Annotated in this window: 23 protein-coding genes and 1 tRNA gene; 17 read left to right on the forward strand and 7 right to left on the reverse strand. The window is 46.2% G+C overall.

Annotated features, from left to right (window positions below; all coding sequences use genetic code 11):
- Positions 1 to 7: 7 nt before the first annotated feature.
- Positions 8 to 2,929 (reverse strand): beta-glucosidase, encoded by a 2,922-nt coding sequence (locus tag BLA28_RS07890; RefSeq protein WP_069159214.1) that lies wholly within the window; start codon positions 2,927 to 2,929, stop codon positions 8 to 10.
- Between the two features lie 340 nt (positions 2,930 to 3,269).
- Here BLA28_RS07890 and trmB point away from each other — a divergent pair, with 340 nt between their 5' ends.
- From trmB to BLA28_RS07975, 17 genes are all read left to right on the forward strand, one after another.
- On the forward strand, positions 3,270 to 3,908 hold the full coding sequence (trmB, locus tag BLA28_RS07895; RefSeq protein WP_069159213.1) for a tRNA (guanosine(46)-N7)-methyltransferase TrmB: 639 nt from the start codon (positions 3,270 to 3,272) through the stop codon (positions 3,906 to 3,908).
- A 216-nt stretch (positions 3,909 to 4,124) separates the two neighbouring features.
- Complete coding sequence (locus BLA28_RS07900) at positions 4,125 to 5,120, forward strand: LacI family DNA-binding transcriptional regulator (protein WP_009256332.1); 996 nt, start codon at positions 4,125 to 4,127, stop codon at positions 5,118 to 5,120.
- A 72-nt stretch (positions 5,121 to 5,192) separates the two neighbouring features.
- Positions 5,193 to 6,497, forward strand: a complete 1,305-nt coding sequence (locus tag BLA28_RS07905) for an ABC transporter substrate-binding protein (protein ID WP_069159212.1) — start codon at positions 5,193 to 5,195, stop codon at positions 6,495 to 6,497.
- 76 nt (positions 6,498 to 6,573) lie between these two features.
- The gene (locus tag BLA28_RS07910; RefSeq protein ID WP_069159211.1) at positions 6,574 to 7,455 is read left to right on the forward strand and encodes a carbohydrate ABC transporter permease; all 882 of its coding nucleotides are present in this window, start codon (positions 6,574 to 6,576) and stop codon (positions 7,453 to 7,455) included.
- Positions 7,452 to 8,276 carry a carbohydrate ABC transporter permease gene (locus tag BLA28_RS07915; protein WP_069159210.1) on the forward strand — a complete coding sequence of 275 codons (825 nt, stop codon included), beginning with the start codon at positions 7,452 to 7,454 and terminating at the stop codon, positions 8,274 to 8,276. Before BLA28_RS07910 ends, BLA28_RS07915 begins: the two co-directional genes overlap by 4 nt.
- Positions 8,277 to 8,295: 19 nt before the next feature.
- Positions 8,296 to 9,564 (forward strand): family 43 glycosylhydrolase, encoded by a 1,269-nt coding sequence (locus tag BLA28_RS07920; protein ID WP_069159209.1) that lies wholly within the window; start codon positions 8,296 to 8,298, stop codon positions 9,562 to 9,564.
- 335 nt (positions 9,565 to 9,899) lie between these two features.
- Positions 9,900 to 10,220, forward strand: a complete 321-nt coding sequence (gene trxA, locus BLA28_RS07925) for a thioredoxin (protein ID WP_009256322.1) — start codon at positions 9,900 to 9,902, stop codon at positions 10,218 to 10,220.
- 81 nt (positions 10,221 to 10,301) lie between these two features.
- Positions 10,302 to 10,772 carry a Na+/H+ antiporter subunit E gene (locus BLA28_RS07930; RefSeq protein WP_009256321.1) on the forward strand — a complete coding sequence of 157 codons (471 nt, stop codon included), beginning with the start codon at positions 10,302 to 10,304 and terminating at the stop codon, positions 10,770 to 10,772.
- Positions 10,769 to 11,110 (forward strand): monovalent cation/H+ antiporter complex subunit F, encoded by a 342-nt coding sequence (locus BLA28_RS07935; RefSeq protein WP_009256320.1) that lies wholly within the window; start codon positions 10,769 to 10,771, stop codon positions 11,108 to 11,110. The genes BLA28_RS07930 and BLA28_RS07935 overlap by 4 nt, the downstream gene beginning before the upstream one ends.
- Complete coding sequence (locus tag BLA28_RS07940; protein ID WP_009256319.1) at positions 11,100 to 11,462, forward strand: cation:proton antiporter; 363 nt, start codon at positions 11,100 to 11,102, stop codon at positions 11,460 to 11,462. Before BLA28_RS07935 ends, BLA28_RS07940 begins: the two co-directional genes overlap by 11 nt.
- 1 nt (position 11,463) lies before the next feature.
- Positions 11,464 to 11,733 (forward strand): hydrogenase subunit MbhD domain-containing protein, encoded by a 270-nt coding sequence (locus BLA28_RS07945; RefSeq protein ID WP_009256318.1) that lies wholly within the window; start codon positions 11,464 to 11,466, stop codon positions 11,731 to 11,733.
- Entirely contained in the window at positions 11,714 to 12,682 is a 969-nt protein-coding gene (mbhE, locus tag BLA28_RS07950) for a hydrogen gas-evolving membrane-bound hydrogenase subunit E (protein ID WP_081330211.1), read from the forward strand. The genes BLA28_RS07945 and mbhE overlap by 20 nt, the downstream gene beginning before the upstream one ends.
- 1 nt (position 12,683) lies before the next feature.
- Complete coding sequence (locus BLA28_RS07955) at positions 12,684 to 13,058, forward strand: sodium:proton antiporter (protein WP_009256316.1); 375 nt, start codon at positions 12,684 to 12,686, stop codon at positions 13,056 to 13,058.
- Positions 13,059 to 14,552 carry a complex I subunit 5 family protein gene (locus tag BLA28_RS07960; RefSeq protein ID WP_009256315.1) on the forward strand — a complete coding sequence of 498 codons (1,494 nt, stop codon included), beginning with the start codon at positions 13,059 to 13,061 and terminating at the stop codon, positions 14,550 to 14,552.
- 52 nt (positions 14,553 to 14,604) lie between these two features.
- Positions 14,605 to 16,089, forward strand: a complete 1,485-nt coding sequence (locus BLA28_RS07965; protein ID WP_069159208.1) for a complex I subunit 5 family protein — start codon at positions 14,605 to 14,607, stop codon at positions 16,087 to 16,089.
- Positions 16,090 to 16,147: 58 nt separating this feature from the next.
- The gene (locus BLA28_RS07970; RefSeq protein WP_069151384.1) at positions 16,148 to 17,626 is read left to right on the forward strand and encodes a complex I subunit 5 family protein; all 1,479 of its coding nucleotides are present in this window, start codon (positions 16,148 to 16,150) and stop codon (positions 17,624 to 17,626) included.
- Positions 17,627 to 17,648: 22 nt separating this feature from the next.
- The gene (locus BLA28_RS07975) at positions 17,649 to 19,817 is read left to right on the forward strand and encodes a complex I subunit 5 family protein (RefSeq protein WP_069159207.1); all 2,169 of its coding nucleotides are present in this window, start codon (positions 17,649 to 17,651) and stop codon (positions 19,815 to 19,817) included.
- Between the two features lie 112 nt (positions 19,818 to 19,929).
- On the opposite strand, the gene BLA28_RS07980 is transcribed toward BLA28_RS07975, so the two are convergent.
- The 6 genes from BLA28_RS07980 to BLA28_RS08005 form a co-directional block, all read right to left on the reverse strand.
- On the reverse strand, positions 19,930 to 22,053 hold the full coding sequence (locus BLA28_RS07980) for a glycogen debranching protein (RefSeq protein WP_069159206.1): 2,124 nt from the start codon (positions 22,051 to 22,053) through the stop codon (positions 19,930 to 19,932).
- A gap of 54 nt (positions 22,054 to 22,107) precedes the next feature.
- The gene (locus BLA28_RS07985; protein ID WP_069159205.1) at positions 22,108 to 23,151 is read right to left on the reverse strand and encodes a PDDEXK nuclease domain-containing protein; all 1,044 of its coding nucleotides are present in this window, start codon (positions 23,149 to 23,151) and stop codon (positions 22,108 to 22,110) included.
- Positions 23,152 to 23,165: 14 nt separating this feature from the next.
- Positions 23,166 to 23,363 (reverse strand): type II toxin-antitoxin system Phd/YefM family antitoxin, encoded by a 198-nt coding sequence (locus BLA28_RS07990; RefSeq protein WP_069159204.1) that lies wholly within the window; start codon positions 23,361 to 23,363, stop codon positions 23,166 to 23,168.
- Between the two features lie 201 nt (positions 23,364 to 23,564).
- A tRNA-Pro gene (locus BLA28_RS07995) sits at positions 23,565 to 23,638 on the reverse strand.
- A gap of 96 nt (positions 23,639 to 23,734) precedes the next feature.
- Positions 23,735 to 25,162 (reverse strand): response regulator, encoded by a 1,428-nt coding sequence (locus BLA28_RS08000; protein WP_069159203.1) that lies wholly within the window; start codon positions 25,160 to 25,162, stop codon positions 23,735 to 23,737.
- Between the two features lies 1 nt (position 25,163).
- On the reverse strand, positions 25,164 to 26,921 hold the full coding sequence (locus BLA28_RS08005; protein WP_169897210.1) for a sensor histidine kinase: 1,758 nt from the start codon (positions 26,919 to 26,921) through the stop codon (positions 25,164 to 25,166).
- Between the last annotated feature and the right edge of the window lie 23 nt (positions 26,922 to 26,944).

Below are 26,944 nucleotides of genomic sequence, written 5' to 3' on the forward strand. Positions count from 1 at the left end.
TAAAAAATTACTCAAAGCGGAAATAACACAGCTTGATATCTCCATGCAGCCGTATCTGCAGTTCGGCTTCTCCTTCAGGACATTCCGGGATATCCTGAAGCGAAATTTTCACATCCGTATAAACAGGAATTCTGTATTTTGTCCGTTCTATGGCTTCCTTCCGGGCATTTTCATCCGGTAAAAAGGGAGGTACTGCCTCGTAGGTTCTTGTATCACCTTCCCATTCACCCGCTCTTTTCCCATCTATCCATAGCTCCAGACTTCCGCCTTTTTCACTCTTTAAATGGAAGAAGGCATTTTTTGAACCGAATTCGGGCCTGCAGCTGCGGTATATCAGGGTGCCCGTTTTCTCCGTGTTTACGGGAAGAGCGGCGGTGAAGCCGAAATGCCCTTCTGTCAGAGTGATATTTTCGTAATCATCATAATGATCTGCCGGTATCCTTTTTTTTAAATCACGCAGTCCGGGGTTCCTGCCGGGAATCTCCACAAAAGCCTCCAACTGAGGCTGTGCACTGGAAGGGCCGACAAAGATCCGGTAGCATCCTTCCTCTACCATCATTGTTCTGCTGATTACATCATAAAAACGGAATTCATCAATCGGTATCATAAATTCTGCTTTCCGGATCTCTCCGGGAAGGATATCCTTCAGGCGGCGGAACCCAAGAAGCTGTTTTAACGGTTTTTTTACCCGGGAGGCTGGAGCGGTTCCATAAATCTGTGCCACTTCATCGCTGACCCGGTCACCAGTATTGGTTACACAGAAGGATACCCGTAGCTTTCGGTTATCCTCAGGCGCTGCGGAAAAATCCGTATATGTAAAGGAGGAATAGGTGAGGCCATATCCGAAAGGATACAGTACATCACCATCAAAATAGCGGTAAGTCCGTTTTCCCTTTATGATATCGTAATCATCAATATCCGGCAGCTGCTCATCCGAACGGTACCAGGTCATATTGAGACGTCCCGCAGGGGCATTATTCCCGAAAAGTGTTTCTGCCATAGCTGTCCCCATATCCTGGCTTCCGGTTGCACTCCATATAACAGCGGGCAGCTTTTCCTGCGCCGTGTTGATGGCATAAGGATAATTAGAGAACAGTACGAGAACAACGTTAGGATTGATACGGTAAATTTCTTCCAGCAGATGCTCCTGTGCCGGAGGAAGGGCAATGGTAGTACGATCCACTTCTTCCTTTGCATTGATCATGGAATTGCAGCCAAGGGCAAGAATGACTTTTTCCTTTCCCTGAACCAGGCTGCAGGCCTTTTCCAGTCCGTTTTCCACAATTTCCATCCGGAATTGTGCGGCAGATCCTTCTCTCATGGAAACAAGAAAATCCTTTTCGTCAATTTCCACGGGAGAATGAAAACGGTTGGTAAGCTGTATCATGCCGTTCCCCTGTTCCAGTACATGGAAAATCTCCATGACAAACCAGTCAAAAGGAGCGTCCTTTTCCGCAGCAATCCATCCCGTTTCCGAGGATTCCTTATCGGATTGGCCCATTCTTGTATTCATATACTTCCCGGTACGTTCACAGCGGAAGGTATAGCTGCCTTCTCCCCAGTCGTCCCTGACAAAGACATCCGGTTCTTCCGACAGGTACAATCTTCCGTCCGCTGCCGCCGCCACACCCTTCTGGCCGCAGCGGAATATCACCCGGTCAAGACCGTCGGCAAAAGGTACCTGTGTTCCCTGTATTTCTTTCATTCCCTGGCGCAGTGTGGTTACATAAGGAGGAGTTCCCCCATACCAGTCCTGATACCAGCTGTCCGCCAGCGGACCGACCAGAGCCATGGTTTCTGCCGGGACAGCAGGATCCAAAGGAAGCATTTTATTTTCATTCTTGAGAAGAACAATGGCTTCCCGGGACAGCTGCAGGCAGATTTGCTTATTGAGGGGAGAATTCAGATCTTCTTCCATCACCCTGTCATAAGGGTTGCAGGGCTCCCTGTCATAAATACCAAGACGCAGCTTTGTGCGGAATATATTCCGCAGGGCTTCGTCGATTTCCTCCTCTGTTATGAGGCCAAGATCCCAGGCCTCCCGGGCTGCCTGAGCTACTGCTTCCGGTCGGTCGGACATACCGTCTACGCCTGCTTTAACCGCATTGGCAAGAGTTTCGGCATGAAGGCCGTAATAATGATGAAGATTGGCCACAAGCTCCATTGCACCTCCGTCACAGACAACATGCCCCTTCAGGCCGTATTCCTTTTTCAGGATTTCCCTCACTTCCGGGTTGAGCATTCCGGGAATCCCGTTAATTTTATTATAAGCCGTCATTACGCCTTCCGCCCGGCCGTTCATTAAGGCTCTCCGGAAGGGTTCCAGATACAGCTCCTGCCGGTTTCTGGGATCTACGCAGGAAGACTTCCATCCCCGGCCCGCTTCGGTGTTGTTCGCATAAAAATGCTTGAGGGTAGCAGCGACACGAAGATACTTCGGATCATCCCCCTGCATGCCCTGGATATAAGCAGAAGACATGACACCGGTAAGAACCGGATCTTCCCCATAGCCTTCCTCCGTTCTTCCCCACCGGGGATCCCGTTCCAAATCAACGGTAGGCGCCCACCTGCTCAGCCCGCGATCGGGATGGCGGTGATAAATAACCCGTGCCTCCGTTCCGGTCACCTCACCGGCTTTTTTGATAAGATCCGGATCCCATGTGGCGCTCATACCGATAGGCTGGGGGAAAGAAGTGGTAGGTTCCGCAGCGCCCAAATCATTTTGATCATTTCTTGCCTCCACACCATGAGCGGCTTCACCGCCTACAGAAAATCCCGGTATCCCTAATCGTTCCAGATCAGGAACCCTGGTAGCCATACAGGACAGCTTTTCATCCATTGTCATTTCTGATAAAAGCCAGTCCAGCCGCTCTTCAAAAGGAAGGGAAGGATCCCAGAAGGGCGTGTCCGTTTTCGCATTGTTCTTCATTTTTACTCCCTTCTGCGCACATTATGTACGCACGCGGCATATGCCGCATATAAATCAGAGAGGCTGAAAGAAAAGCTTTTCAGCCTCTTACCTCTCTTGAAAAAGAGGCCTGACATCACTAGGATATCAGGCACTCTGTTTCTTTTTCAATGTACTTGCGTTCATTTACTAATCTATAATTCCGTTATCGGCTTCTCTGAAAATATATTAACGTTGTTTTAAAATAAAGTCAACACTTTAACGAACCTGTGTTTACAATAAAATTATAATAAGCTATAATGCTTTCATGGAAATAAGGACGTGGATATCCATGAAAGACTGCGGATAGAGAGGAAAACGAATGAGACTTAAGAATGTACCCGGCTCCAGGGAGGTTATCGGAGAGAGCCGATTTGTCATACATGAACCGGAATTACAGAAGGGAAAATGGAAAGAGGTCTTCGGGAATGAGAACCCCATTCATATAGAGATTGGAATGGGCAAGGGAAGATTTATTATGGGAATGGCCGGACAGCATCCGGAAGTAAATTTTATCGGAATTGAAAAGTATTCCAGCGTACTGCTGCGCGCCATACAGAAAATGGAGGAAGAAGAGCTTCCCAACGTACGTTTTATCCGTATGGATGCAGAGGATATCTGCAATGTATTTGATAAAGGGGAGGTCAGCAGGATATATCTGAATTTCTCGGATCCCTGGCCCAAGGACAGGCATGCGAAAAGACGCCTGCCCTCCAGACAGTTCCTTGCCAGATACGACGAGATCTTAAAAAAGGACGGAACACTGGAATTCAAAACAGACAACAGAGTCCTGTTTGATTTTGCACTGGAGGAGCTGGAGCCTGCGGGCTGGAAAGCTGATACAGTCACCTTTGATCTTCATGCGGATGAGGCTCTTGTCCGGGGAAATATCATGACGGAGTATGAAGAGCGGTTTTCCGCGGCGGGCAACCCTATCTGTAAGTATGTGATACGGCGGTGACGGAAGCATTCATTCCTGCAATATTCCTGTAATACGGTATTTGAAAGAGAATAAGAGCTGAATTATATTTAAAGTCTTTATCTGTAAAATCAGGAAAAATTTAAATATATTTCAGCTCTTTCTATACATTACTGCAAAAATGATTGAGAAAATATTGTACATTATATACATTGAAACCGTTCCCATTTTATGTTACTATGTGAAAAAGGTGATAACATGACAAGTATAATTGATGTGGCTAAGAAAGCCGGAGTTTCCAAGACAACCGTATCAAGAGTTTTATTAGGCAGCGACAAGGTTAAGCCTGCGACAAAAGAAAGAGTTCTGCAGGTTATTGAAGAAATGAATTACAGCCCTAATACAGCAGCCAGGACCCTGGCATCGAGAAGAAGCATGAATATCGGTGTGATCAGCTGTTATACCTTCAATGATCCTTTCTATTCCATAGTCAGTGAGGAGATTTACCATATTTGTGAAAAAAGAGGTTACAGCACTCTGTTCGTGGTAAACCGTGCCGATGAAAGCGGGCACAAGGATCCTATTGATATCCTTAATGGAAAAGTGGATGGATTCATTTATCTGGGGGAAGGTTCGGTATCCAGAAAACAGCTGGAAAAGCTTGTTAAAATGGGAATGCCGGCAGCAGCGTTTAAGACGGGGATTCAGGTGGACGGAGTAATTGAGGCAGATATTGATAATGTAAAGGCAGCATATGACGGCACCAATTATCTCATAGGCCTTGGACATAGAAGAATAGCAGTTTTAACAGGAAAATGGAACAATTATGAAACACTGGGCCGTTTGGAAGGATACCGCAGGGCTTTGGAGGAAAATCATATTCCCTATGAGGAATCTTTGATTTTTGATGGTGAATTTTCCTATGACATAGGACTTGAACGTGCCAGAGATATCATAGATACAAAGGCAACGGCAGTATTTTGTTTTAACGATGTTATGGCACATGGCTTCGCAAGAGGAGCAAAGGACGCAAACTACAGGGTGCCTGAGGATATATCCGTTTTGGGATATGATGATATTATCTTCATGAACTATGGCCCTTATATCAAGCTGTCCACTGTAAAGCAGCCGGTAAGGGAAATGGGGAGATATCTTGCAGAAACAATGATTGCAGAGGTGGAAGGGAAAAGTGTGGAGTTACGTAAAATTTTCCCTGCTGTAATTTCAGAGAAAGAGACTACATGTTCGGTGTAGTTTTTTCGTGGCAAAAAATGGGAGCGCTACCATTTTGCAGATAAATCATTATTCAAGAGAAGGAGAGGCAAGATGAAAAAGAAACTATGTGTTTGTTTAGCAGTATTAATGGTATTGGGAAGCATGGCCGGCTGTGGAAGCAGCCCGTCCAAAGAAAAAGAAACAGCAGCTTTTGAAGCAAAGGATCCGTCGGAGTACAGCGGCACAATTACAATATGGTCCTGGACAGACGATCCCAAATACCAGATCGAAGCATTTAATAAGGTTTACCCTAATGTAAAGGTGGAATTTACCCAGATTGGTGAAGACTATGATGTCAAGATGCAGACTATCGTGGATAATGAGGCAGACGGCCCCGACATTTTCTGTGCGGACGCCAAGGTAGTGAAGAATTATCTGGAATCGGATGCCTGGGAAAATTTATCGGCTGAACCCTATAATGCCACAGCACTTGCAGAAGACGTAATAGGCTATACCAAAGAAATCGGTTCCGATGCCCAGGGAAATCTGAGAGCTTTATGCTGGCAGGCTACGCCGGGCGGGCTCTGGTATAAGCGCAGCATGGCAAAAGAATATCTGGGAACGGATGATCCGGAAGAGGTTTCCAAAATGCTGTCAAGCACAGAGGGAATGCTGGATGTTGCCAAGACGATTCATGATAAAAGCAATGGAAAAACAGCGTTTGTGACAAACTTCCAGGATTTATGGATGATGTCCTGCTATGGACAGCGTAAGGAGCCCTGGGTAAAAGACGGTAAATTCATCATGGACGATTATGTGCCGGAATTCCTTGATTTGGGAAAAACATTCCGGGAAAACGGTTATGACGCCAAACTGGATGCATGGAGTACCGCATGGTATGCAGCCGCAGCGGACGATTCTCTGTTCGGTTATGTCCTGCCTACCTGGGGAATGCAGTATGTAATCCAAGGAAGCGCGCCGGATTCCAAAGGAGACTGGGCGATTGCAAGTATGCCAGCATCTTACTTTAACGGCGGAACCTATATGGGAATTTACAAAAAGAGCACCCAGAAGGAACTGGCATGGGAATATCTGAAATTTATCACTCTGGATCCTGATTACAGCAGACAGTATGCGATAGATAAATCAGATTTCCCGGCGTTGGTATCTGTGGAGGACGAGCTGGTGGAATCCTACTCGGATACATGGTGCGGAGGCCAGAATACATTTGCATTTTTCAAAGAGGAAGCCGGTAAAATAAATGCTTCCCTTGTAACAAAGTATGATGATACCATCAATAATCTGCTCCTTCAGAATGCGGAGTTATATGCCCAGGGAGAGGTAACGAAGGAAGAGGCCCTGGAACAATTTAAAAAAGATGTGGCAAATGCATATCAGTCCATTACGGTAGAGTAGTAAACGAAAGGAAAAGCAGCCCATAAACAGGAACTGCTTTTCCTTTTTCAAACAAGGTAAGGGGGTAGTAAAAAGTATGGCTAAGAAAAGAGCCCGGTATGGCTTTCTCTTTGTTTTACCTTATATCGTTGTTTTTCTTATATTTCAGTTGTACCCGATTATTTATACATTCTTTTTAAGTATGGAAGACGGAGCAACGGCGGGATTTATTGGCCTGAAGAATTATCAGCGTCTTGCTGTTGACGAAGTGTTTTGGAAAAGTGTGGGAAACACCTGGATTATCTGGCTTGGCTGTATCATACCGCAGATTATATCCGCGCTGGTGCTGGCCGTCCTTTTATGCCAGTACAAACTGAAAGGCGCCAATGTGTTTCAGGCAATGTTCTATCTGCCCAATTTAGTTACGGCTGCCTCAATCGGTATTCTGTTCAGCGTGCTGCTTGACTGGCAGACGGGTACCGTCAATAAAATCTTATTATCCATGAATCTGATCCATGAACCTGTAAAATGGATGGGAAATCCGGTATTTGCCAGAGGCCTGACCTCTCTCATCCAATGGTGGATGTGGTTCGGGCACAGCACGATCATTCTTACGGCAGGAATCAAGGCAATTTCTACGGATGTGATTGAAGCCGCCGTGGTAGACGGATCTAACAGCAGACAAAGATTTTTTTACATTACAATGCCTCTGATAAGACCCACTTTATTATATGTTGCAGTCACTTCTCTGATTGGCGGAATGCAGATTTTTGATATCCCGATGGCCCTGACGGGAGGAACCGGAGAACCCCAGAAGTCGCTTATGACAATGGTTTTATATTTATATAACACCGCATTTAAGAATAAAAATTATGCATACGGGGCAACGGTTTCTTATGGATTATTCATAATAATCCTGATAGTATCTGTTCTGTTTTTCAGAGTTCTCAACCCTAAGCAGGAAGGAGAGGAGTCATGAAAAAGATAAAGCTCTCCAGAATCATTATCTATATTTTACTGATATTGCTTACAGTCATTTGTTTTCTGCCTTTTTATATCATGATCATTAATGCCACACATTCCAGCAATGAGCTGATGACAGGCTTGTATTTACTTCCCGGAACCTCCATCCTTCAGAATTATTTGAATATGAGAGAAATGATACAGATTGGCAGAGGATTTTTGAACAGCGTGATTATTTCCTTTTCCTCCACGCTGCTGAGCGCCTATTTCGGCGCGCTGACCGCTTTTGGCCTTTCCAAATACAAGTTCAAAGGCCAGGGTATTGTATTCGGTATCGTCATGGTTTCCATGATGATTCCTTCGCAGCTGGGAATCATCGGGTTCTTCCGGTTATGTAAGTTCATGGGGATCTTAGATACCTTTTTCCCGCTTATCCTGCCCGGGATTGCCAATGCGAGTACGGTGTTTTTCATTATGCAGTATATGAAATCCTCTTTGCCGGATTCTCTGCTGGAAAGCGCCAGGATAGAGGGCTGCAACGAGTTTATTATCTTTAACAGAATCGCTCTGCCGATGGTAAAACCGGCTATTGCAACGATGTCTATTTTCAACTTTGTGGGAAGCTGGAATAACTTCATGACGCCTATGATTGTGTTGTTTAACCAGAAAAATTTTACGCTTCCCCTGCTTATTATGAATCTTAGGGGAACCTTTAACAGGGATTACGGAGCTACCTATCTGGCTATCGCCATGTCGATTGTCCCCATAATGATTGTATACGCATTTGTATCACGTACTATTACAGAAGGATTGACGGCGGGAGCCGTAAAAGGTTAATGAAGAAAGGAATTATATTATGAACCCGATTTTACCGTCCCAGTATTATATACCGGATGTTGAGGCTCGAAAAGATGAGGATGGCAATATTTATTTATATGGCTCAAAAGACTGCTGCGGCAATGATGAATACTGCAGCTACGAATATCAGGTGTTTTCCAGCAGTGACATGAAGAATTTCCAGGCACATCCTGTGTCTTTTATTTCCTATGATGAGGCCTCCCACATGGCAGCCCATGGAAAAATGCCTTTATATGCGCCGGATTGTCTGAAAATCAAGGACAGATATTGTCTGTTTTATTGCTTGTCGGATGGATCGGAAGGCGTGGCTTTTTCGGAAAGTCCAACAGGCCCCTTCACGGATGCGGTTCCTATAGCCGGAGCGGACGGAACACAGATTGATCCCGCTGTTTTTAAGGATGATGACGGCCAGGTGTACTATTTTTGGGGCCAGGGAAGCCTGAGAGGGGGAAAACTGTCGGAGGATTTATCGGAAGTGATTCCCGAGACGATGGTTAAGGGAATATTAACGGAAGACAGAGATGGTTTTCATGAGGGAATATCAATCAGAAAAAGAAACGGTATCTATTATCTCGTCTATGCGGACAGCTCCCGCGGAAGGCCGACATGCCTGGGATATGCGATGAGTGATAAGCCGCTCGGCCCCTATACGAAAAAAGGGATTATCATTGATAATACAGGATGTGATCCGGCAAGCTGGAACAACCATGGATCGATCGAAGAATATCAGGGAAAATGGTATGTCTTTTATCATCGTTCCTCTCATAACAGTGAATTCAGCCGCAGAGTCTGTGTGGAAGAGATATTTTTTGAAGAGGACGGAACGATAAGAGAGGTTCTGATGACGAGCCAGGGAACGGAACCCCCGATACCCTGCAAAAGAAAACTTCCCGCATCGGCTTTGTGCCGGCTGTCGGGGAAATGCTACTTTGATGCCTACAGCAGCAGGGATATGCATTATGAGTATTTAACCAATATCCACAACGGCGACTGGGGCGTTATCCGGTATATGGATTTCAACTGTGAAATCCGGGGTATTTCCCTCTCCTGTTCCAGCAGCACCTATGGAGGTACTGCGGAGATCTATATTGACAGCATGGAATCAGAATGCCTCGCCAAAGTCGAGATAAAGAGGACCGGCGGAAAATTTGATTTTCAGCAATTTGACAGTCCTGTGCGTGTCCCTTCGGGAGTGCATGCGGTTTACATAAAATTCACCGGGATTGCCGGAAAGCTGATGGATCTGAAGGATATCATGTTTTATTAATTTAACATGTCATATAAAAACCTGAAAGTACATGGATAATGAGTGGATTATCCATGTATTTTTTTGCCCTCTTTTTTTACGATTGCGAAAGAGAAAGTTTTTTATGGACTGCGCACACACCGGCGGAAGAGGCGAAGCACGGGGCTGGTGGGTACTGTAACCTAATATGTGCAATTTTTAAGCATTTTTGTCCTTGCAAAGCACAAAAATGTGTAATATGCTTATACCATAAACTTATGTCTCCGTTTTATGCTGACAGAGGCAGCTGATTGTATGGAACTCAGAAAATGGTCAAGAATAAATAGAGAGACAGAAAATAAGAAGGAGGTTTTATCATGGAATATAAATTTACGACAGGAGATTTTGAAAAAGAGGTGCTGCAGTCGGACAAGCCTGTATTAGTTGATTTTTTTGCGGACTGGTGCGGTCCCTGTAAGATGATGGCGCCGGTTGTGGAGCAGCTGGCGGAAGAAATGGATGGAAAAGCCAAGGTTGGTAAGCTTAATATTGATGAGAATATGGATATTGCCGAGAAATACAGTGTGATGAATATCCCCACCTTCCTGATTTTCAAGGATGGCCAGGAAAAAGCCAGAATAGTGGGCGCGGTATCCAAAAATGAATTAATAAACAAACTGGAGCAGACGTTGGCTTAACAGCCAGCGTCCGTTTTCTCATGATGTAATTGTAATCCGGATGACAGATGAATTTTTTGATTGATGAGGGGAAGGCATTTTATGTACATACTCTTTTTTTTGCTGTGGGTAATCTTTAACGGGAAGGTTACGCTGGAAATAGTACTGTTCGGAATTGTAATAGCAGGGGCCGTTTATGCCTTCTGCTGTAAGTTCCTGGACTACAGTCCCCGGAAGGACTGGCTTATCATGCGTAAGTTCGGTTATATTATTGCCTATCTGGGCGTGCTTATCTGGGAAATCGTCAAAGCCAATGCGGCAACTCTTAAGCTCGTAGCATCCCCTCATATCAGGGTTCAGCCTGTTATTGTCCGCTTTAAAACGGATTTGAAAACAAAAACTGCCAGAGTGCTTCTGGCTAATTCCATCACCCTTACGCCGGGAACCATTACGGTAGCCCTGCAGGACAATGAGTATACGGTGCATTGTCTGGACAGGCGTTTCAGTGAAGGGCTTTCGGACAGCGTTTTTGTGCGGCTTCTGCACAAAATAGAAGGGCAGGTGGCAGGATGAACGGTTTGGAAAATGCATATGAAGCTGTGTTTACAGCAGCGTTGATTTTTCTCGGCTTTATGCTCCTTCTATGCCTCATAAGGGCTGTGAGGGGGCCTCGTGTGGCGGACAGGCTGGTGGCCGTAAATATGATGGGCACCATGGTCATGGTTATGATAGCCATCCTTGCGCTTTTGCTGCAGGAAGGCTATCTGGTGGATATCTGTATTATCTACGCCATGATAAGCTTTCTTGCAGTCATTGTGCTGACCAAGGTATACATGGGAGTTTATCAGGAAACCAGGAAAAAAGACAGGAAAAAGGATACGCCGGAGGAGGAAAATGCTCATGAATCTTGAATTGCTCCGTTTTATAATCGGAACGGTGGTTCTTGCAGCAGGGCTGCTTACCTTTGCGATGGAGGTATTCGGATCCTACCGTTTTGAATTTGTACTGAACCGGATGCATGCTGCCGCGCTGGGGGACACGCTGGGGATCGGAATTTCCCTGACAGGCCTTATCATCATTTCCGGGCTGAATTTTACCAGCCTGAAGATGCTCCTGGTAATCATGTTTCTGTGGTTCGCATCCCCTGTTTCCTCCCATTTGATTTCCCGTCTGGAGGTTATGACGGATGAAACCCTGAAGGAGCACTGTGAACTGGACTATGAAGAGGATGACAGGCTGGATCGGGAGGAGAAAGGAGAATGATATGCAGACATTTACTTACCTGCTGATGGGCTTTCTGGTAGTATGTGCTGTTTCGGTGAGCTTCTCCAGGAACCTGCTGAATTCCATTTTGATTTTCATGTCTTACAGTCTGGTTATGTCGATCATATGGATTCTTCTGGAATCCCCGGATCTGGCAATTACGGAAGCGGCTGTGGGGGCAGGGGTTACCAGCGTGCTTTTCTTTGTGACGCTGAAAAAGATCCATGCTATCCGGAGGGAGGACGACGAAGATGACAGAAAAGAAGAATAGCCGTTTTTCCCGCTGGTTTTATGGGGAAGAGGATCCCCTGTTAGGCAAGGTGGAAATGAAGCCGCAGAAGGAATATAAGGAAGAGGAAGCCAGCGTCCAGGAAAGGATGCGGGAATACCGGCAGCTTCAGGAAAAGGTTTATGATATGGAGCATAATAAGAAGCTCCTGCTGTTTAATAAGGCTTACCGGGTGATGGGCGTTATTTTCTGTATCTGCCTGATTGCCATTATGCTGGTGACGGTTTCTTATCTTCCCAGGACGGGAAATGCCTCCAATCCGGATAATAATGAGGTGTCGGAGCGGTATATTACCAAAGGGCTTCAGGAAACAGGGGCGGTAAACATTGTTACCGGCATGATCCTGGATTACAGGGCCTTTGATACATTTGGGGAATCCAACGTTCTGTTTATCGCCACGGTCACGGTTCTTATCTTGCTGCGTATTGACAAGACGGACAAGAAGGAAGGGGAAAGCAGGGATAATGCTCTGACCCGGGCTGAAGCCGACGAGAACGACCGTATTTATGAGCCAAAAAATGATTTGATCCTGCAGAAGGTAGCGGGTTTTCTGGTGCCGCTCATTATTATATTCGGCATTTATGTCATTCTGAACGGCCATCTGTCCCCCGGCGGCGGGTTTTCGGGCGGCGCGATTATCGGCGCGGGACTCATCCTGTATCTGAATGCCTTCGGGTTTGCGAAAACAGAACGTTTTTTCACGGAAAAGACTTATAAATGGATTTGCTTTTGTTCCCTGACCTGCTACTGTCTGGCGAAAAGCTATTCCTTTTATATGGGCGCCAACCATCTGCCAAGCGGGATACCCTTGGGGACACCCGGAGCCATACTGAGCAGCGGCCTGATACTGGTACTTAATATTTGCGTGGGCCTGGTGGTGACCTGTACCATGTACGCTTTTTATGCGTTGTTCAGGAAGGGGGGATTCTAGGATGGGCGGCAACCTTTTATCCAATTACGGGGAAGCGATTGCCATGATCCTGTTCGGCATCGGATTCTCCAACCTGCTTTTGCAGAAGAACCTGATAAAGAAAATAATCGGACTGAATATCATGGATACCGCAGTTTACCTGTTCCTTGCAGAAAAAGGCTATATCATGGGACGTAAGGCTCCTATCGTGGTGGATGGGGTCCAGACGGTGGTAAGCTATATCAATCCGGTTCCCAGCGGGCTGGTACTCACCGGCATCGTGGTGTCGGTTTCGGTAACGGCGCTGATGCTGTCTCTGACAATCCGTCTGTACCGCAGGTACCATACGCTGGATCTGGACGAGATTTCCGCCAGACTGAAAAAGGAGGGACTGTAAATGGATTTTGTACAGAACTTTCCCTTCTTCTCCATTATTTTATCCATGTTTTCCGGCACGGTGAGCTCGGTTCTTCCGGCAAAGGCCGCCAAGTGGCTGAATACGGTTGTTATCGGAGCCGTGGGCTGTATGTCCGCCGTGCTGCTGGTGTACCTCATGGGTAAAGGAACCAGCTATACCTATATGATGGGCCATTTTCCGGCGCCCTGGGGAAATGAAATCCGCGCGGGAGTTCTGGAAGCGGGTATGGCCCTCTTTTTCTGTATTATCATGCTCCTTTCCCTGATGGGCGGGCGCAAGAAGCTTCTGGGCGAGGTGGAATACAGCAAGCACAATCTTTATTATATCCTCACGGATTTGCTGCTCAGTTCCCTTTTGGCCCTTGTATATACCAACGACCTGTTCACCGCCTATGTATTTGTGGAAATCAATACCATATCCGCCTGCGGCCTGATCATGATCAGGCAGAACGGAAGGACGATTGAAGCGGCGGTCAGATATATGATCATGAGCCTTCTGGGCAGTGGACTTCTGCTGGTGGGAATCAGCATGCTCTACGATATGACAGGCCATCTGCTCATGAGCAATATCAAGGAAACCGTGGGAGAGATAGTCGCCCAGGGGGAATTCCGGATGCCGCTGGTGGTGACCATCGGCTTAATCTGCGTGGGCCTTGCCATAAAAAGCGCCCTGTTTCCCTTTCACTCCTGGCTGCCTGATGCCTATGGCTATTCCACCGTATCTTCGGCGGCCATGCTTTCCAGCCTGGTATCCAAGGGTTATATTTTTCTGCTGATTAAGATTATTTACAGGGTAATCGGCTTTGATTTTATTGCGGAGAACAAGATAATCAACGTATTCTTCGTATTCGGGCTCATGGGGATGATATTCGGCTCCCTGAGCGCCATAAAGGAAAATGATATCCGAAGGATGATCTCTTTTTCCAGTGTGGCCCAGATTGGATATATTTACATGGGCTTCGGACTGGGTACGGAGATCGGCATGGTTGCCAGTATTTTTCATATCCTTTCCCATGCCGCCACCAAATCACTCCTGTTTATCTCCGCTATCGGCCTTACGGATGTTTCCAAAGGCAGCAGGAAATTCCAGGATCTTACGGGGGCGGCCTACAGGCATAAAATCGCGGGAATCGGTTTTACCGTGGGTTCTTTGTCCATGGTAGGAATGCCTATGTTATCCGGCTTCGTGAGCAAGCTGCTCTTTGCCCAGGCTTCCATCGGACATGCTTATAAAATGCTTCCTGCCCTTATCGTACTGGGAATCAGCACGGTATTGAATGCTATTTATTTCATGAAAACGGTGATCCGGATTTTTGTTCCGGAAAGGCGTACGGACTGTGAGGTAATCACTATCGGCGCAGAAAAAACCTATACGGTTACCATTGTCCTTTTTATCTGCCTTAATATAGCCCTGGGCATGCTGTCCCAGCCCATTGTGAAATGGATCCAGTCGGGGCTGGCTATGTTCGGCTGATTTTATCAAATTCTTACCAGGCGCGGAAACGGCGCGCAGACAGGAGCTTTATATGAAGGAATCAGGCATGCTTCTCTTTCCCATATTTTTTCCGATAATCATGGGAATTCTGTTGCTGCTTTTGAAAAATTCAATAAAAAGGGCTGCCATGATAACCCTTACCGCCATAGGCCTTTTCGGGACGGCGATAGCAGTCATCGGGGTGATCGGCAGCGGAGAGACTGCCTTTACGCTGTTTCAGCTGACCATGCGGCTTCCTGTCTATTTTAAGGTGGATGCGGTGGGGCGGCTGTTTGTGTCGGTGGTCACAATTGTCTGGGTTCTCGCCGGCATCTATGCATTCCGGTATATGCAGCACGAGGATTGCAATAAAAGATATTTCGGATTTTATCTGATTGTATACGGCGTTCTTGTAGGGCTGGATTTTTCCGGCAACCTGATTACCTTTTACCTCTTTTACGAGTGCATGACTCTGCTGTCCCTTCCTCTTGTATTCCATACCCGTACAAGGGAGGCGGTTATGGCGGGGCTGAAATATCTGTTCTATTCCCTGGCCGGCGCCTATCTGGCTTTGTTTGGCCTGTATTTTATCAACCGCTATGGGAATACGCTGACCTTTACAGCCGGCGGAGTGCTGGATTTTTCACTTGTGGAAGGGCATGAAGGATTATTGCTGGTGGTTGCCTTTCTGATGCTTATGGGGTTCGGTGTAAAAGCCGGGCTGTTTCCCATGCAGGGCTGGCTGCCTGCGGCGCACCCGGTAGCCCCTGCCCCCGCATCGGCTGTGCTGTCCGGGATTATTGTCAAATCAGGGGTGCTGGGGATAATCCGTGTGGTTTACTTTATTTTCGGAGCGGAGTTCCTGAAGGGAAGCTGGGTACAGAAGGTATTCCTGGGACTGGCCCTGGGAACGGTATTCCTGGGTTCCATGCTCGCTTATCTGGAAAAAGGACTGAAAAAAAGGCTGGCCTATTCAACGGTAAGCCAGGTTTCCTATATTCTCTTCGGGCTTCTTCTGCTGAATCCGGCCGGTATGACAGGGGCATTCCTGCATGTGATTTTCCATGCGGTCATTAAATCCGGCCTGTTCCTCTGCGCCGGAGCGATCATATTCCGGACAGGTAAAACGCGGGTGGACGAGCTGAGGGGAATCGGGAAGGAAATGCCGGTAACCATCGGCTGTATGACCCTTCTGTCCCTTGCTTTAATAGGCATTCCTCCTGCAAGCGGATTTGTCAGCAAATGGTATCTGGCCGTCGGCTCGCTGTCCTCGGAAACCGGCTTTTACAGCTGGCTGGGGCCGGTGGTACTGCTGCTGTCCGCGCTGCTCACGGCGGGCTATCTGCTCCCCATAACCATGAAGGGGTTTTTCCCCGGGGAAGAAGAATCACGAAAAGGCTTTGTACGGAAGGAAGCGGATTCCGTAATGCTGGTTCCCATCCTTCTGCTGGCTGTCCTGGCTGTTGTGCTGGGTATGTTCCCGGGAGGCCTGATTTCCCTTATCAGCAATATTGCACAGCAGCTGTTCCAGATGTAGGCAGACGGAAGAAAACGGATGGTAAGTCCGTACCAGGGAAAAAGAAAGGTGTTCATCTATGAAACCAGAAATGATGCTTGTGGCCGTACTGCTGCCTGTGCTCGGCGGCGCTGTGGTGCCCTTGATACCCTTTAAAAAAAGAATATATATGACGGTATATGTTGAATGCATAGTGGTGGCGACCAGCCTGATTGTGGCGGGGCTGCTGGTAAACCGGCCTGCGGATGCATTTCCTATCGTCCGGTTTGTGAGCAATCTGTCTCTGTCCCTGAAGATTGACGGGTTATCCATGGTTTTTGCGGGTCTGGTGGCCGCCTTGTGGCCGCTGGCGACGCTGTATTCCTTTGAATATATGAAGCATGAAAAAAGAGAACGGTTTTTCTTCATGTTTTACACCATTACCTATGGTATTACGCTGGGTATTGCTTTTTCAGAGGATATGCTCACCATGTATTTCTTTTATGAGCTGCTCACGCTGGTTACCGTACCCTTGGTGCTGCATACGCTGACCAGAGAGGCGATCCTTGCCAGCCGGAAGTATCTGTATTACTCCCTGGGAGGCGCCGCATTTGCTTTTCTGGGGCTGATCTTCCTGCTGACCTATGGCACGACCATCAACTTTACCTTCGGGGGAGTCCTGGATGCTTCCGTGACGGGAGGAGATAAGAGATCCATGCTGCTGCTCATATACTGCATCGCCTTCTGCGGCTTTGGGGTAAAAGCGGCTGTCTGTCCCTTTAATTCCTGGCTTCCCCAGGCGGGCGTGGCGCCTACCCCGGTCACTGCGCTTCTGCATGCGGTAGCCGTGGTAAAGGCGGGAGCCTTTGCTATCATCAGGCTGACCTATTACAGCTTTGGCCCGGACTTTGTCAGAGGAACCTGGGCGCAGAATGTGGTAATGGGGATCGTGATTTTTACCATTGTTTACGGCTGCAGCCGCGCGCTGAAGGAGACGCATTTGAAAAGGAGGCTTGCGTATTCCACCATAAGCAACCTTTCCTATATCCTTTTCGGCGTATGTATCATGACGCCCCTGGGTCTGGTAGGTGCCTTAAGCCATATGGTATTCCATGCTGTTATGAAGATATGCTCCTTCTTCTGTGTGGGTGCGGTGATGTATAAAACGGGAAAGCAGTATGTGCATGAAATAGACGGTTTCGGAAGGCGTATGCCGGTGGTGTTCGGAATTTTTACCATAGCGTCCCTCGGACTGATGGGAGTGCCCGGCCTTGCCGGATTTATCAGCAAGTGGAATCTGGCGACGGCGGCGGTAATGAGCGATAATGTCATGGCCTATGTGGGGATCGGGGCCCTTCTGATATCTGCGCTTTTAACGGCCATCTATATGCTCTCTATCGTTATCCGGGCCTTTTTCCCTGATAAGGAGAAGCAGCTGAACATTCCGGAGGAAGCCAGGGATCCGGGATGGATGATGCTGGTGCCTTTGTGTATTTTTGCGATAGCTATCCTTATTTTCGGCCTGCATTCCGCACCGATTGTAAATTTCTTTCAGGAAATAGCCGGCGGAAATTTGTAAAGAGAGGTTGGAGGAACCTGACATGACTGGTGATTATATGCTGTTATTAATCCTGTGTTTTCCCTTTCTGGGGGCATTCGTGGTAGCGCTGCTGGGAAGAGGAGAGGGAGCGGGAAATGATACGGACAGAAAAAGAAAGACAACTGCAGATATAGGGGCCGGTCTGGTAACTGTTTCAGAGATGCTCTGCTTTGCCGTTTTGTTCGGCCTGTTCTGGAAGGGCGGCAATGAGGGAATCCGGTATGATTTCCGTTGGGAAGGCTTCTGCGGAATGGGGCTGCATCTGTGTATGGATGGGTTCCGTGCCCTGTATGGCCTGATCGCTTCTCTTATGTGGATGATGACGACGCTGTTTTCCGCCGAATATATGAAAAGCTACAGGAACAGGGGAAGATACCGTTTTTTTACTCTGTTTACGCTGGGAGCCACCATCGGTGTGTTCCTATCGGCAGATCTTTTCACTGTTTTTATTTTCTTTGAAATCATGTCCTTTACTTCCTATACATGGGTGGCGCATGAAGAGACGAAAGAAGCCCTGCGTGCGGCCGAAACCTATCTGGCTGTGGCAGTCATCGGCGGGCTGGTAATGCTGATGGGCCTGTTTCTCTTGTACGGGGAACTGGGAACGCTGGAATTTACCCGGCTTGCGCAAGCGGCGGAGAAGAGCCGTTCAGATGGAAGAGGAGGATATGTACGGATATTCACCGCCTCTGTCTGCCTGCTGTTTGGTTTCGGGGCAAAAGCCGGTGTCTTCCCTCTGCACATCTGGCTGCCCAAGGCCCATCCCGTAGCGCCTGCGCCGGCATCCGCCCTTCTTTCCGGCATACTTACTAAAGCCGGTATTTTTGGTGTTCTTGTCATCAGCAGCGCTATTCTTCCTTTTGATATGGCGTGGGGCAGACTGCTGCTGGTTTTGGGTGTTCTCACGATGTTTACCGGTGCGCTCCTTGCCTTATTCTCCGTGAATCTTAAAAGGACGCTGGCCTGTTCCTCCGTGTCTCAAATCGGATTTATTCTGATCGGGATCGGCATGCAGGGGCTTATCGGAGAAGAGAGCAGCGTGGCCATACGGGGAAGCCTGCTTCACATGGTAAACCACTCCCTGATCAAGCTGGTGCTTTTTATGGCTGCAGGCGTCGTATTTATGAACCTTCATGAACTGAACCTGAACAAAATAAAAGGATTCGGCAGAAAGAAGCCGCTGCTGAACTTCTGTTTTCTGATGGGGGCGCTGGGTATCGGCGGAATGCCTCTGTGGAACGGATATACGAGCAAGACGCTGCTGCATGAATCCATCGTGGAATACAGGCATATGCTCGTCTCAGCAAATGCAGGCGGGGCTGGCTGGATGCAGGCTGTGGAATGGATTTTCCTAATCAGCGGAGGCATGACGGTGGCGTATATGCTCAAGCTTTACATCTGTCTCTTTGTGGAAAAAAATAATGACAGAAAGTGTCAGGAACGATTCGACGGAATGAAGCATTATATGAACGGCCTGAGCGGTTTTGCCCTGGCGGGCAGCGCCGTGCTCCTTCCGCTGCTGGGGATTCTCCCCCATCTGATAACAGACAGGCTGGCGGATATGTCCGCCGCTTTCCTGAATGCGGAAAGCCTGGAAACAGTGGTTGCTTATTTCTCCCTGATCAATTTAAAGGGAGCCGGAGTTTCGATTCTTATAGGTCTGCTGCTTTATGTATTGGTGGTACGCAAATGGATGGAAACTGTGCAGGACGGAAACAGGATTTACCGGGATCGCTGGCCCGGCTGGCTGGATTTGGAGAATCTGCTGTACCGGCCTGTCCTTCTTAAGATCCTTCCCCTGCTATTCGGAACCCTGTGCAGGCTGGCTGACAGACTGATGGATGCAATAGTGGTCCTGTTAAGAAAGACTATTTACAGAGATAGCAGAATTCCGCATGAAATAAAAGAAGGAACACCCATGACTCATATGGTGGGAATTGTTCTGGACGGGGTCACGGAGTATTTCAATCATCCTGATGCCACAGAGGAAGAGATAGCTGAAGATATCTATATAAGGCAGCACGCAGAAGGCAGATATGAGCATAAGCTTGCTATGATGCATGATGATTTACAGGAAAATGGAACGATTATCGGAAGAAGCCTGTCCTTCGGACTTTTCCTTGCCTGTTTGGGACTTCTGCTTACTTTGCTGTATATATTGATCGATTAACTTCACTTAAAGAAAAACGAAGCCCGCTGGCGACATGCTGTCAGATGGCTTCGTTTTTTATTATAGTTTTGATGAAAGGCTATGCAGCCGGCTGGAGAATCGCGTTTTTTAGTTAGGCCCGGTCTTTTACAAGACACACCAATACGGAGCGTGGGCCCATAATATAAACATTTTCATCCAGTATTTCCTCACGAGTAATGACTGCTGCTGTTCCTCTTGAGGTATCTACTGCGGGAATCCAGTATTTATCGGGGGACAGCTCCGGAAGCTCCACTGTCAGAGGATTCCAGAAAGTATTGATGCCGATATACAGGATATCATCCCTGCCGGAGGGATAGATTCCGGCGAACATTACGCCCACCATTTTGCTGTTCCAGTCAAAATTATCATCCCAGGGCTTCAGCGAATGAATACTCATAGACGGAAAACCAAGACTGCAGGGAGCGGTATTATCCCGTATCACCCCGTGTTCCCGGCGGAAGGAGATCATGTACCGGAAAAAATCATGAATTTCTTTATTTTCCTCTGCTAAAGTCCAGTCAAGCCAGGATATTTCATTGTCCTGGCAATAGGAATTATTATTGCCGAACTGCGTATTCCCGAATTCGTCTCCGGCAAGAAACATGGGAGTGCCGCGGCTGCACATGAGAACCGCACAGGCATTTTTGATCATCCGGAACCTCAGCTGCCGGATTTCCTCACTGTCGGACGGGCCCTCCTGTCCGCAGTTCCAGCTCCGGTTATCGTCGGCGCCATCCGTATTGTTCCAGCCGTTCGCTTCATTATGCTTGCTGTTATAGGAATAAAGATCATATAAAGTAAAGCCGTCATGGCAGGTAAGAAAATTAACGGATGCGTTGGAGCCTCTTTTTTCCGGAGGATAAAGATCAGGAGATCCTATAATACGCTGAGCGGCGGCAGCAGCATAGCCGTCATCCCCTTTCAGGAAGCTGCGCATATCATCCCGGTATTTACCGTTCCATTCCGACCAACGGTTCCAGGAGGGAAACGAACCGACCTGATACAGGCCGCCTGCGTCCCAGGCTTCAGCGATCAAATCCACGCTTCCCAGGATAGGATCATAGGCAAGGCTTTCCAGAAGGGGAGGGTTGCTCATAGGAGCCGCATCCTCATTCCGACCGAGAATAGAAGCCAGATCGAAGCGGAAACCGTCCACACGGTAATTGATGACCCAGTATCGCAGGCAGTCCAGAATCAGCTGCCGGACGATAGGGTGGTTGCAGTTCAGCGTATTGCCGCAGCCGCTGAAATTATAGTAATAGCCATCAGGGGTGAGCATGTAATAAATATTATTATCCAGCCCTTTAAAAGAAAAGAACGGCCCCTGTTCATTCCCTTCTGCAGTATGGTTGAATACCACATCCAGGATTACTTCAATCCCATTTTCATTCAGGGCCCTGATAAGCGTTTTCAGCTCCAGCCCTTCCTGGTTATATTCAAGCTGTGCGGTATAACCGGTATTGGGGGCAAAGAAACACACGGGATTATACCCCCAGTAATCCAGAAGCATCCGTCCGTCCACCTCCCGGCAGCCGGCCATTTCATCGAATTCAAAGATAGGCATCAATTCCACCGCGTTGATTCCCAACTCTTTCAGATAGGGGATTTTTTCCATTAAACCGGCGAAAGTGCCGGGATGGGAAGCCCCGGAAGAAGCATCTTTGGTAAAGCCTCTTACATGAAGCTCATAGATAATATTATCCTTTATGGGAATGAGCGGCTGCTTACAGTTGCCCCAGTCAAAGTTATTTCTTACCACACGGGATTTGTACAGACAGTCCGGCTCGTAAATCCGGTGGACGCCCCATTCGCTCTGGCCGGTAACAGCCTTTGCATAAGGGTCGAGAATATATTTGCTTTTATCAAATATCAGTCCCTTTTCCGGATCGTAAGGGCCATCCAGGCAGTAAGCATATTCGAATTCGTCTATCTTCAGGCCGAAAACAATCATGGAAAAGACATTCCCGATCCGATAGTGTTCCGGAAAAGGAATACTGACGAACGGCCGGAAGGATTTTCTGTGGAAAAGCACAAGCTCACAGGATGTGGCGTTGTGAGAGGCAAGAGTGAAATTAACGCCGCCGGGCAGGGCAGAAGCGCCGTTAACCTCATAAAATCCGGGCCTGACTTCATATCCCCTGATATTATCCAGGGGCTTTAAATTGGCAGATATCTCCTCGCCGGTAATGCTCTCCAGCAGTAAGGTGTTTTTCAATAGTAGTACCTCCGTATTGGCTGATTTGTGATAAGGTGTTTCTTATTCTTCTGATTATATCTGATCATCTAAAAGTCTTTGTAATTCCTCTTTACTTGGCAAAACGGTTTGATATTTGCTTGCAAAAATCTGACTGTTATCTTCTGGCAAGGTCATCTCTACTATTGACTGATTTTTATCTTTACACAGAATGATACCGATTGTCGGATTCTCATCCGGCAGCTTTACCTTCCTGTCATAATAATTAACATACATTTGCATTTGTCCAATATCCTGATGCTTTAGTTCACCTATTTTCAAATCAAAAAGTACAAAACATCTCAGCAATCTATTATAGAATACTAAGTCTACCCGAAAATGTTCTTCTTCAAAGGTAAACCTGACCTGACGTCCAATAAAAGCAAATCCGGTACCGAGTTCAAGCAGGAATGTCTGCAAATGATCAATGATCTTGGATTCCAAATCTGTTTCTGAATATTCAGGCAGCTCAGGTAAACCTAAAAATTCTAATACATATGGATCCTTTACCATGTCCCCTGACTTTTCTATTACCTGTCCCTCCTGTGATAAGAGATATACTTTATCCTTGTCAGTACTTAATAAGATACGTTCATATAGGGAACTGTCATATTGCCTTTTTAATTCCGTAAGGCTCCAATCATTTTTTGCGGACTCAATTTCATAAAAATGCCGCTCATCAATATTATCTATTCTCATAAGTTTCAGATAATGTGACCAACTCAGGAAAAATTTTCTGCCATTATCCACAGTTGGTAAATGATTGAATTGGTCAGACACCTTCTGACCAATTTGATCATTACGATAAGTCAAATAAAATTGTCTCATCTGCTTCAGATTTGTGACTGAAAAACCCTTGCCAAATTGCTTCGACAAATAATCAGATAATTCTTTTAATAAATACTTTCCATAACCAGCTCTTTCCTTGCCGTTTTGCTCCTCTTGAAAAATTCTTTTTCCAACTTCGTAGTATGTATAGACCATAGAAAGATTCACTGCTGTTTTTGCATTCTTTTTTGCTTGCTCCAATAAATCTGAAACACTTTGTAGAAAAGTCAACTTAACATCATCCAAAGCCATTTACCTCTCTTCATTTAGTCTGCAGTTTGGTTATTCATACTCTTTTGATATTCCAGAAAGCCATCATATTCAGAAAAGCTTATTACGGCATATCGTGGTTTGTTGTTCTTTAGAATAACAACGGCTCCCTGTTCATCAACAAGACGAACTACCTTAGAAAAATTTTGATTTGCATCGGTCATAGGTATTAATACATCTGTATTTATAAGCATGCTTACTCCTATCTGCATATAAAGTATACAAGTAATTAAGTAATTGAAAGGTTAATTTATTTTAATTAGCCCATAGGATAAGTATATACAAACTTAGGATAAATACAACCTATAAGTATATTTTTATCTGAATACCAATCAGAATGAAAATTTGAAAAATATAAAAGCCCGGAAACATTAAGTTCCCGGGCTTTCCCTAAGTCGAAGCGACGTGATTCGAACACGCGACCTCTGCGTCCCGAACGCAGCGCTCTACCAAACTGAGCCACGCTTCGATCTGGCTTTATATAGCCATTCAATAATACAAAATATAAAGAAAAATGTCAATGGTTTTTTCGAAAATTATGTTTTTTCAAAATGGCCTTAACAAATCAATAATTAGAAGGCAGCACCCCTGTATACTTCTGGAATATTTTCGAAAAGTGCCTCACACTTGTATAACCTACGGCTTCAGCCGTCTGCTTGACAGAAATATTGGCATTGCTGCGTATCAGTTTTTTCGCATTTTCTATGCGGACTTCCGTTACGAAGTCAATATATTTCTGTCCCGTCTTTTCGTGGAACAGCTTGCTGAAATAGGTGGGGGACAGATTAAAATATTCGCTCACATAAGCAATGCTGACATCCTTTGCATAATTTTGGTGTACAAAATCTTTGATAACTGTTATATCAAAATTCCTCAGTGGTTCGTTATGGGACAATTCCGCCGCCGCGGCATGCAGCTCTTTGACAAAGCCGGCAAAGTCATCCGCCGTAAATGAATGAGCCAGTACGTCCTCCAGATAAAGATACAGGGTACTCAGGCAGATATTATCAAATATCTTTTTCATTTTTGGGTTTTGTATAAAAGCGGCGGAAAGCTGTCGGATGGTTTCCCTGCTGCCCACAAGGGCGTTCTGGATAAAGAGGTCAATTTGTTCACAAAAAGACAGAAGATCATGTAGTATGGGGATTTCTGTCAGTGAACGGATATCCGCCGCGGAACGGCAGTCATATACAAGACGGATTTCCGAAAGGCGGGAGATTTGGCGGCTTTCTTCATAGATTTCCGATAAGGAACCGGCTGCGGCGGTAAACACGGAAATCATGTCATGAGGATAGGAGCGTATCTGGGAATTGATAAAAAAAGTAAGGTGAGAAGGATCTTTTACGGAACAGATAACACAAAGCTCCCCGTTGGTGTTGAAAAATACCGCATGATAAAATAAAAATAAGTTTCTTCGACAAAAATCATCAATACTGCGGAATAAATCATGCTTGAGCATGTGCTGCCGTTCTTTTTCCTGTTCATCAATATAGATCTGATAAATAACGTAAGAGTTAGTTCCGTAAGGCAGAAAAGACGTCTCATCACTGCCCAGCTGATCCGCCATATTGAAGGAGCGGATGACATCCAATGTAAATAATTTATTATCGTGTTCTTTTTCCTGATTCTTTAACACGACAATATCATCCATCACCTGCTTCAGCGTTGCCAGATCCACCGGCTTGAGCAGATAGGAATAGGCGGACAGTGTTATGGCCTTTTGAGCATATTCGAAATCGGCATAACCGCTGAGAATAATCCATTTCGTGGAGGGAGATAGCTTACGGCAGGTTTCCAGGGCCTCCAGCCCGTTCATGAGCGGCATGCGGATATCCAGAAATGCGATATCCGGAGGAAGCTTTTGCACCTGTGCTATGGCGGCCTGCCCATTGGAAGCATGAATATACATGTGTTCATTGGGATAAAGCTCCTCCAGCATGGACTGCAGGCTTAAACGAATCATTTTTTCATCATCGGCGATCAGTATAAACATGTCATTTTCCTTTCTCCGTATGGGGCTTGGGTATCATTATGGTGCATTTGGTAGGTTTATCGATTCCTCCCCGGATAATAAAGAAGGAATTGGGAGAAAAAATAGTCAGCCGCTCTTCAATATTTTTAAGTCCCACCCGTTTGTAGGATTTATTCTCAATATAGGGCAGGCCGCTGTTAATCACTGTAATGACCGTAAAATCCTCTCCGTTCCGGCTTTCTGTAGTAAAAGCCGAAAGCTGAATAAATTCATTGCGGTCTGAAGGCTCTAACCCATGGACAATAGCATTTTCAATTAACGGCTGTACAAGGAACTTGGGGATTTCGAAATCCTCCAGTCCCGGCTCTATAAATATCTGGAAATCCAGCCGTTCATCAAAACGGGTCTTCTGAAGGTACAGATAATCCTTTATAAAATTAAATTCATGCTGAATGGTGCTGTTAAAATTATGCTCACAGGTATACCGGTACAGGCGGGAGAGGCTGATAATGGACTGTTCCAGGCCTTTCCGATCCCCCAGCCGGTTCAGCGCAATCAGGATATTCAGTGTGTTATGCAGAAAATGAGGATTGATTTCCGACTGCAGCGTCTGGTATTCCGCTATTTTTTGTTCCATTTGAAATTTATATTCATTGTCAATGTGCGTATTTATTTTTTCTATCATTTCATTCAGGTTTACCGCAATCGTTTCAATTTCTGAAATACTGCATTGGGAGATGTCACATTGGATATGGGAATCACCTGCATGATATTTATCCATGGTATCCAGGACAGGGCTGATGGAGCTGCTTAAGCTGCGGGAGGTGCGTCCGAAGATAAACGCGGCCATTACGACCATGCCGAAATAGAAAAGCAGGACCAGGCCTGTGGCAAAACGCAGGTTGCGGTACAGGTCATAGCGTGAGGAAAGATAATAAAAGGTAAAGCCGAAGTTCTTATCCCGATAAGAATATAAGTCATAACCTCTTTCCGGCTGCTTTATGCCGTTATCCGCTCCGAGGAGGGAAGAGAGGACAGGAGTGAGCGCTTCATTGGTGGAAAAAAGCAGTTCCTGCTTGGGAGATTCCAAAAAGATCCCAGAGTACTGGCTCATGGAAATATCCTTCAGGGACTCAAAAATAAAATCCAGGGAGATATCCAGAATCTCATATCCTACCACCTGACGTTTATCAATATTTTTAACCGTCCGTATCAAAGAAATGGTATTCGCCGCAGAAGCGGTATTGGAGGGAACGAATAGGGCGGCCTGGTTATTCCTCTGAAGCTGTTTGTACCAGTCGGAGTCCATATACTCATAATCTTCGTTGATAAGAAGGGTATTATATTTTTTCAGGTAAAAAAGAGTATCACTGTTAGACTTGCTGGGGATAAAACCAATGCCGGTAATACTGTTTCCGATCAGAGTCATACGGTTATTTAATGTGGCAGTATAATTCTGGGACAGACGGGTATAAGTAATCAGGTCCTCAGTATATTCTTTTTTGTTCAGATAAAAAAACATACTTGAAATCTCAGGATCAAACAGATAAGTGAGTGATAATCCGGAGTTGGCGTTTATATGATTCACCAGATGGGAGGACAAAATGTTTAAGGTATTTTTATACTCTTTTTCCTGTGCCTTAACTGTAATCTGTATATAACACATAAACAAAAGCAATATAAGCAGAAAAGAAGGGATGAAGAAGGATACAATAAAGGCAAGCATAGAAGTGGATTTTAAGGAACGGTTTTTTTTCAGAGCCTTTTTTATAGAATTCATATCATATGTCACTCCCTGATAAA

Source organism: Eisenbergiella tayi, assembly GCF_001881565.1.
GTDB classification, from domain to species: Bacteria; Bacillota; Clostridia; order Lachnospirales; family Lachnospiraceae; genus Eisenbergiella; species Eisenbergiella tayi.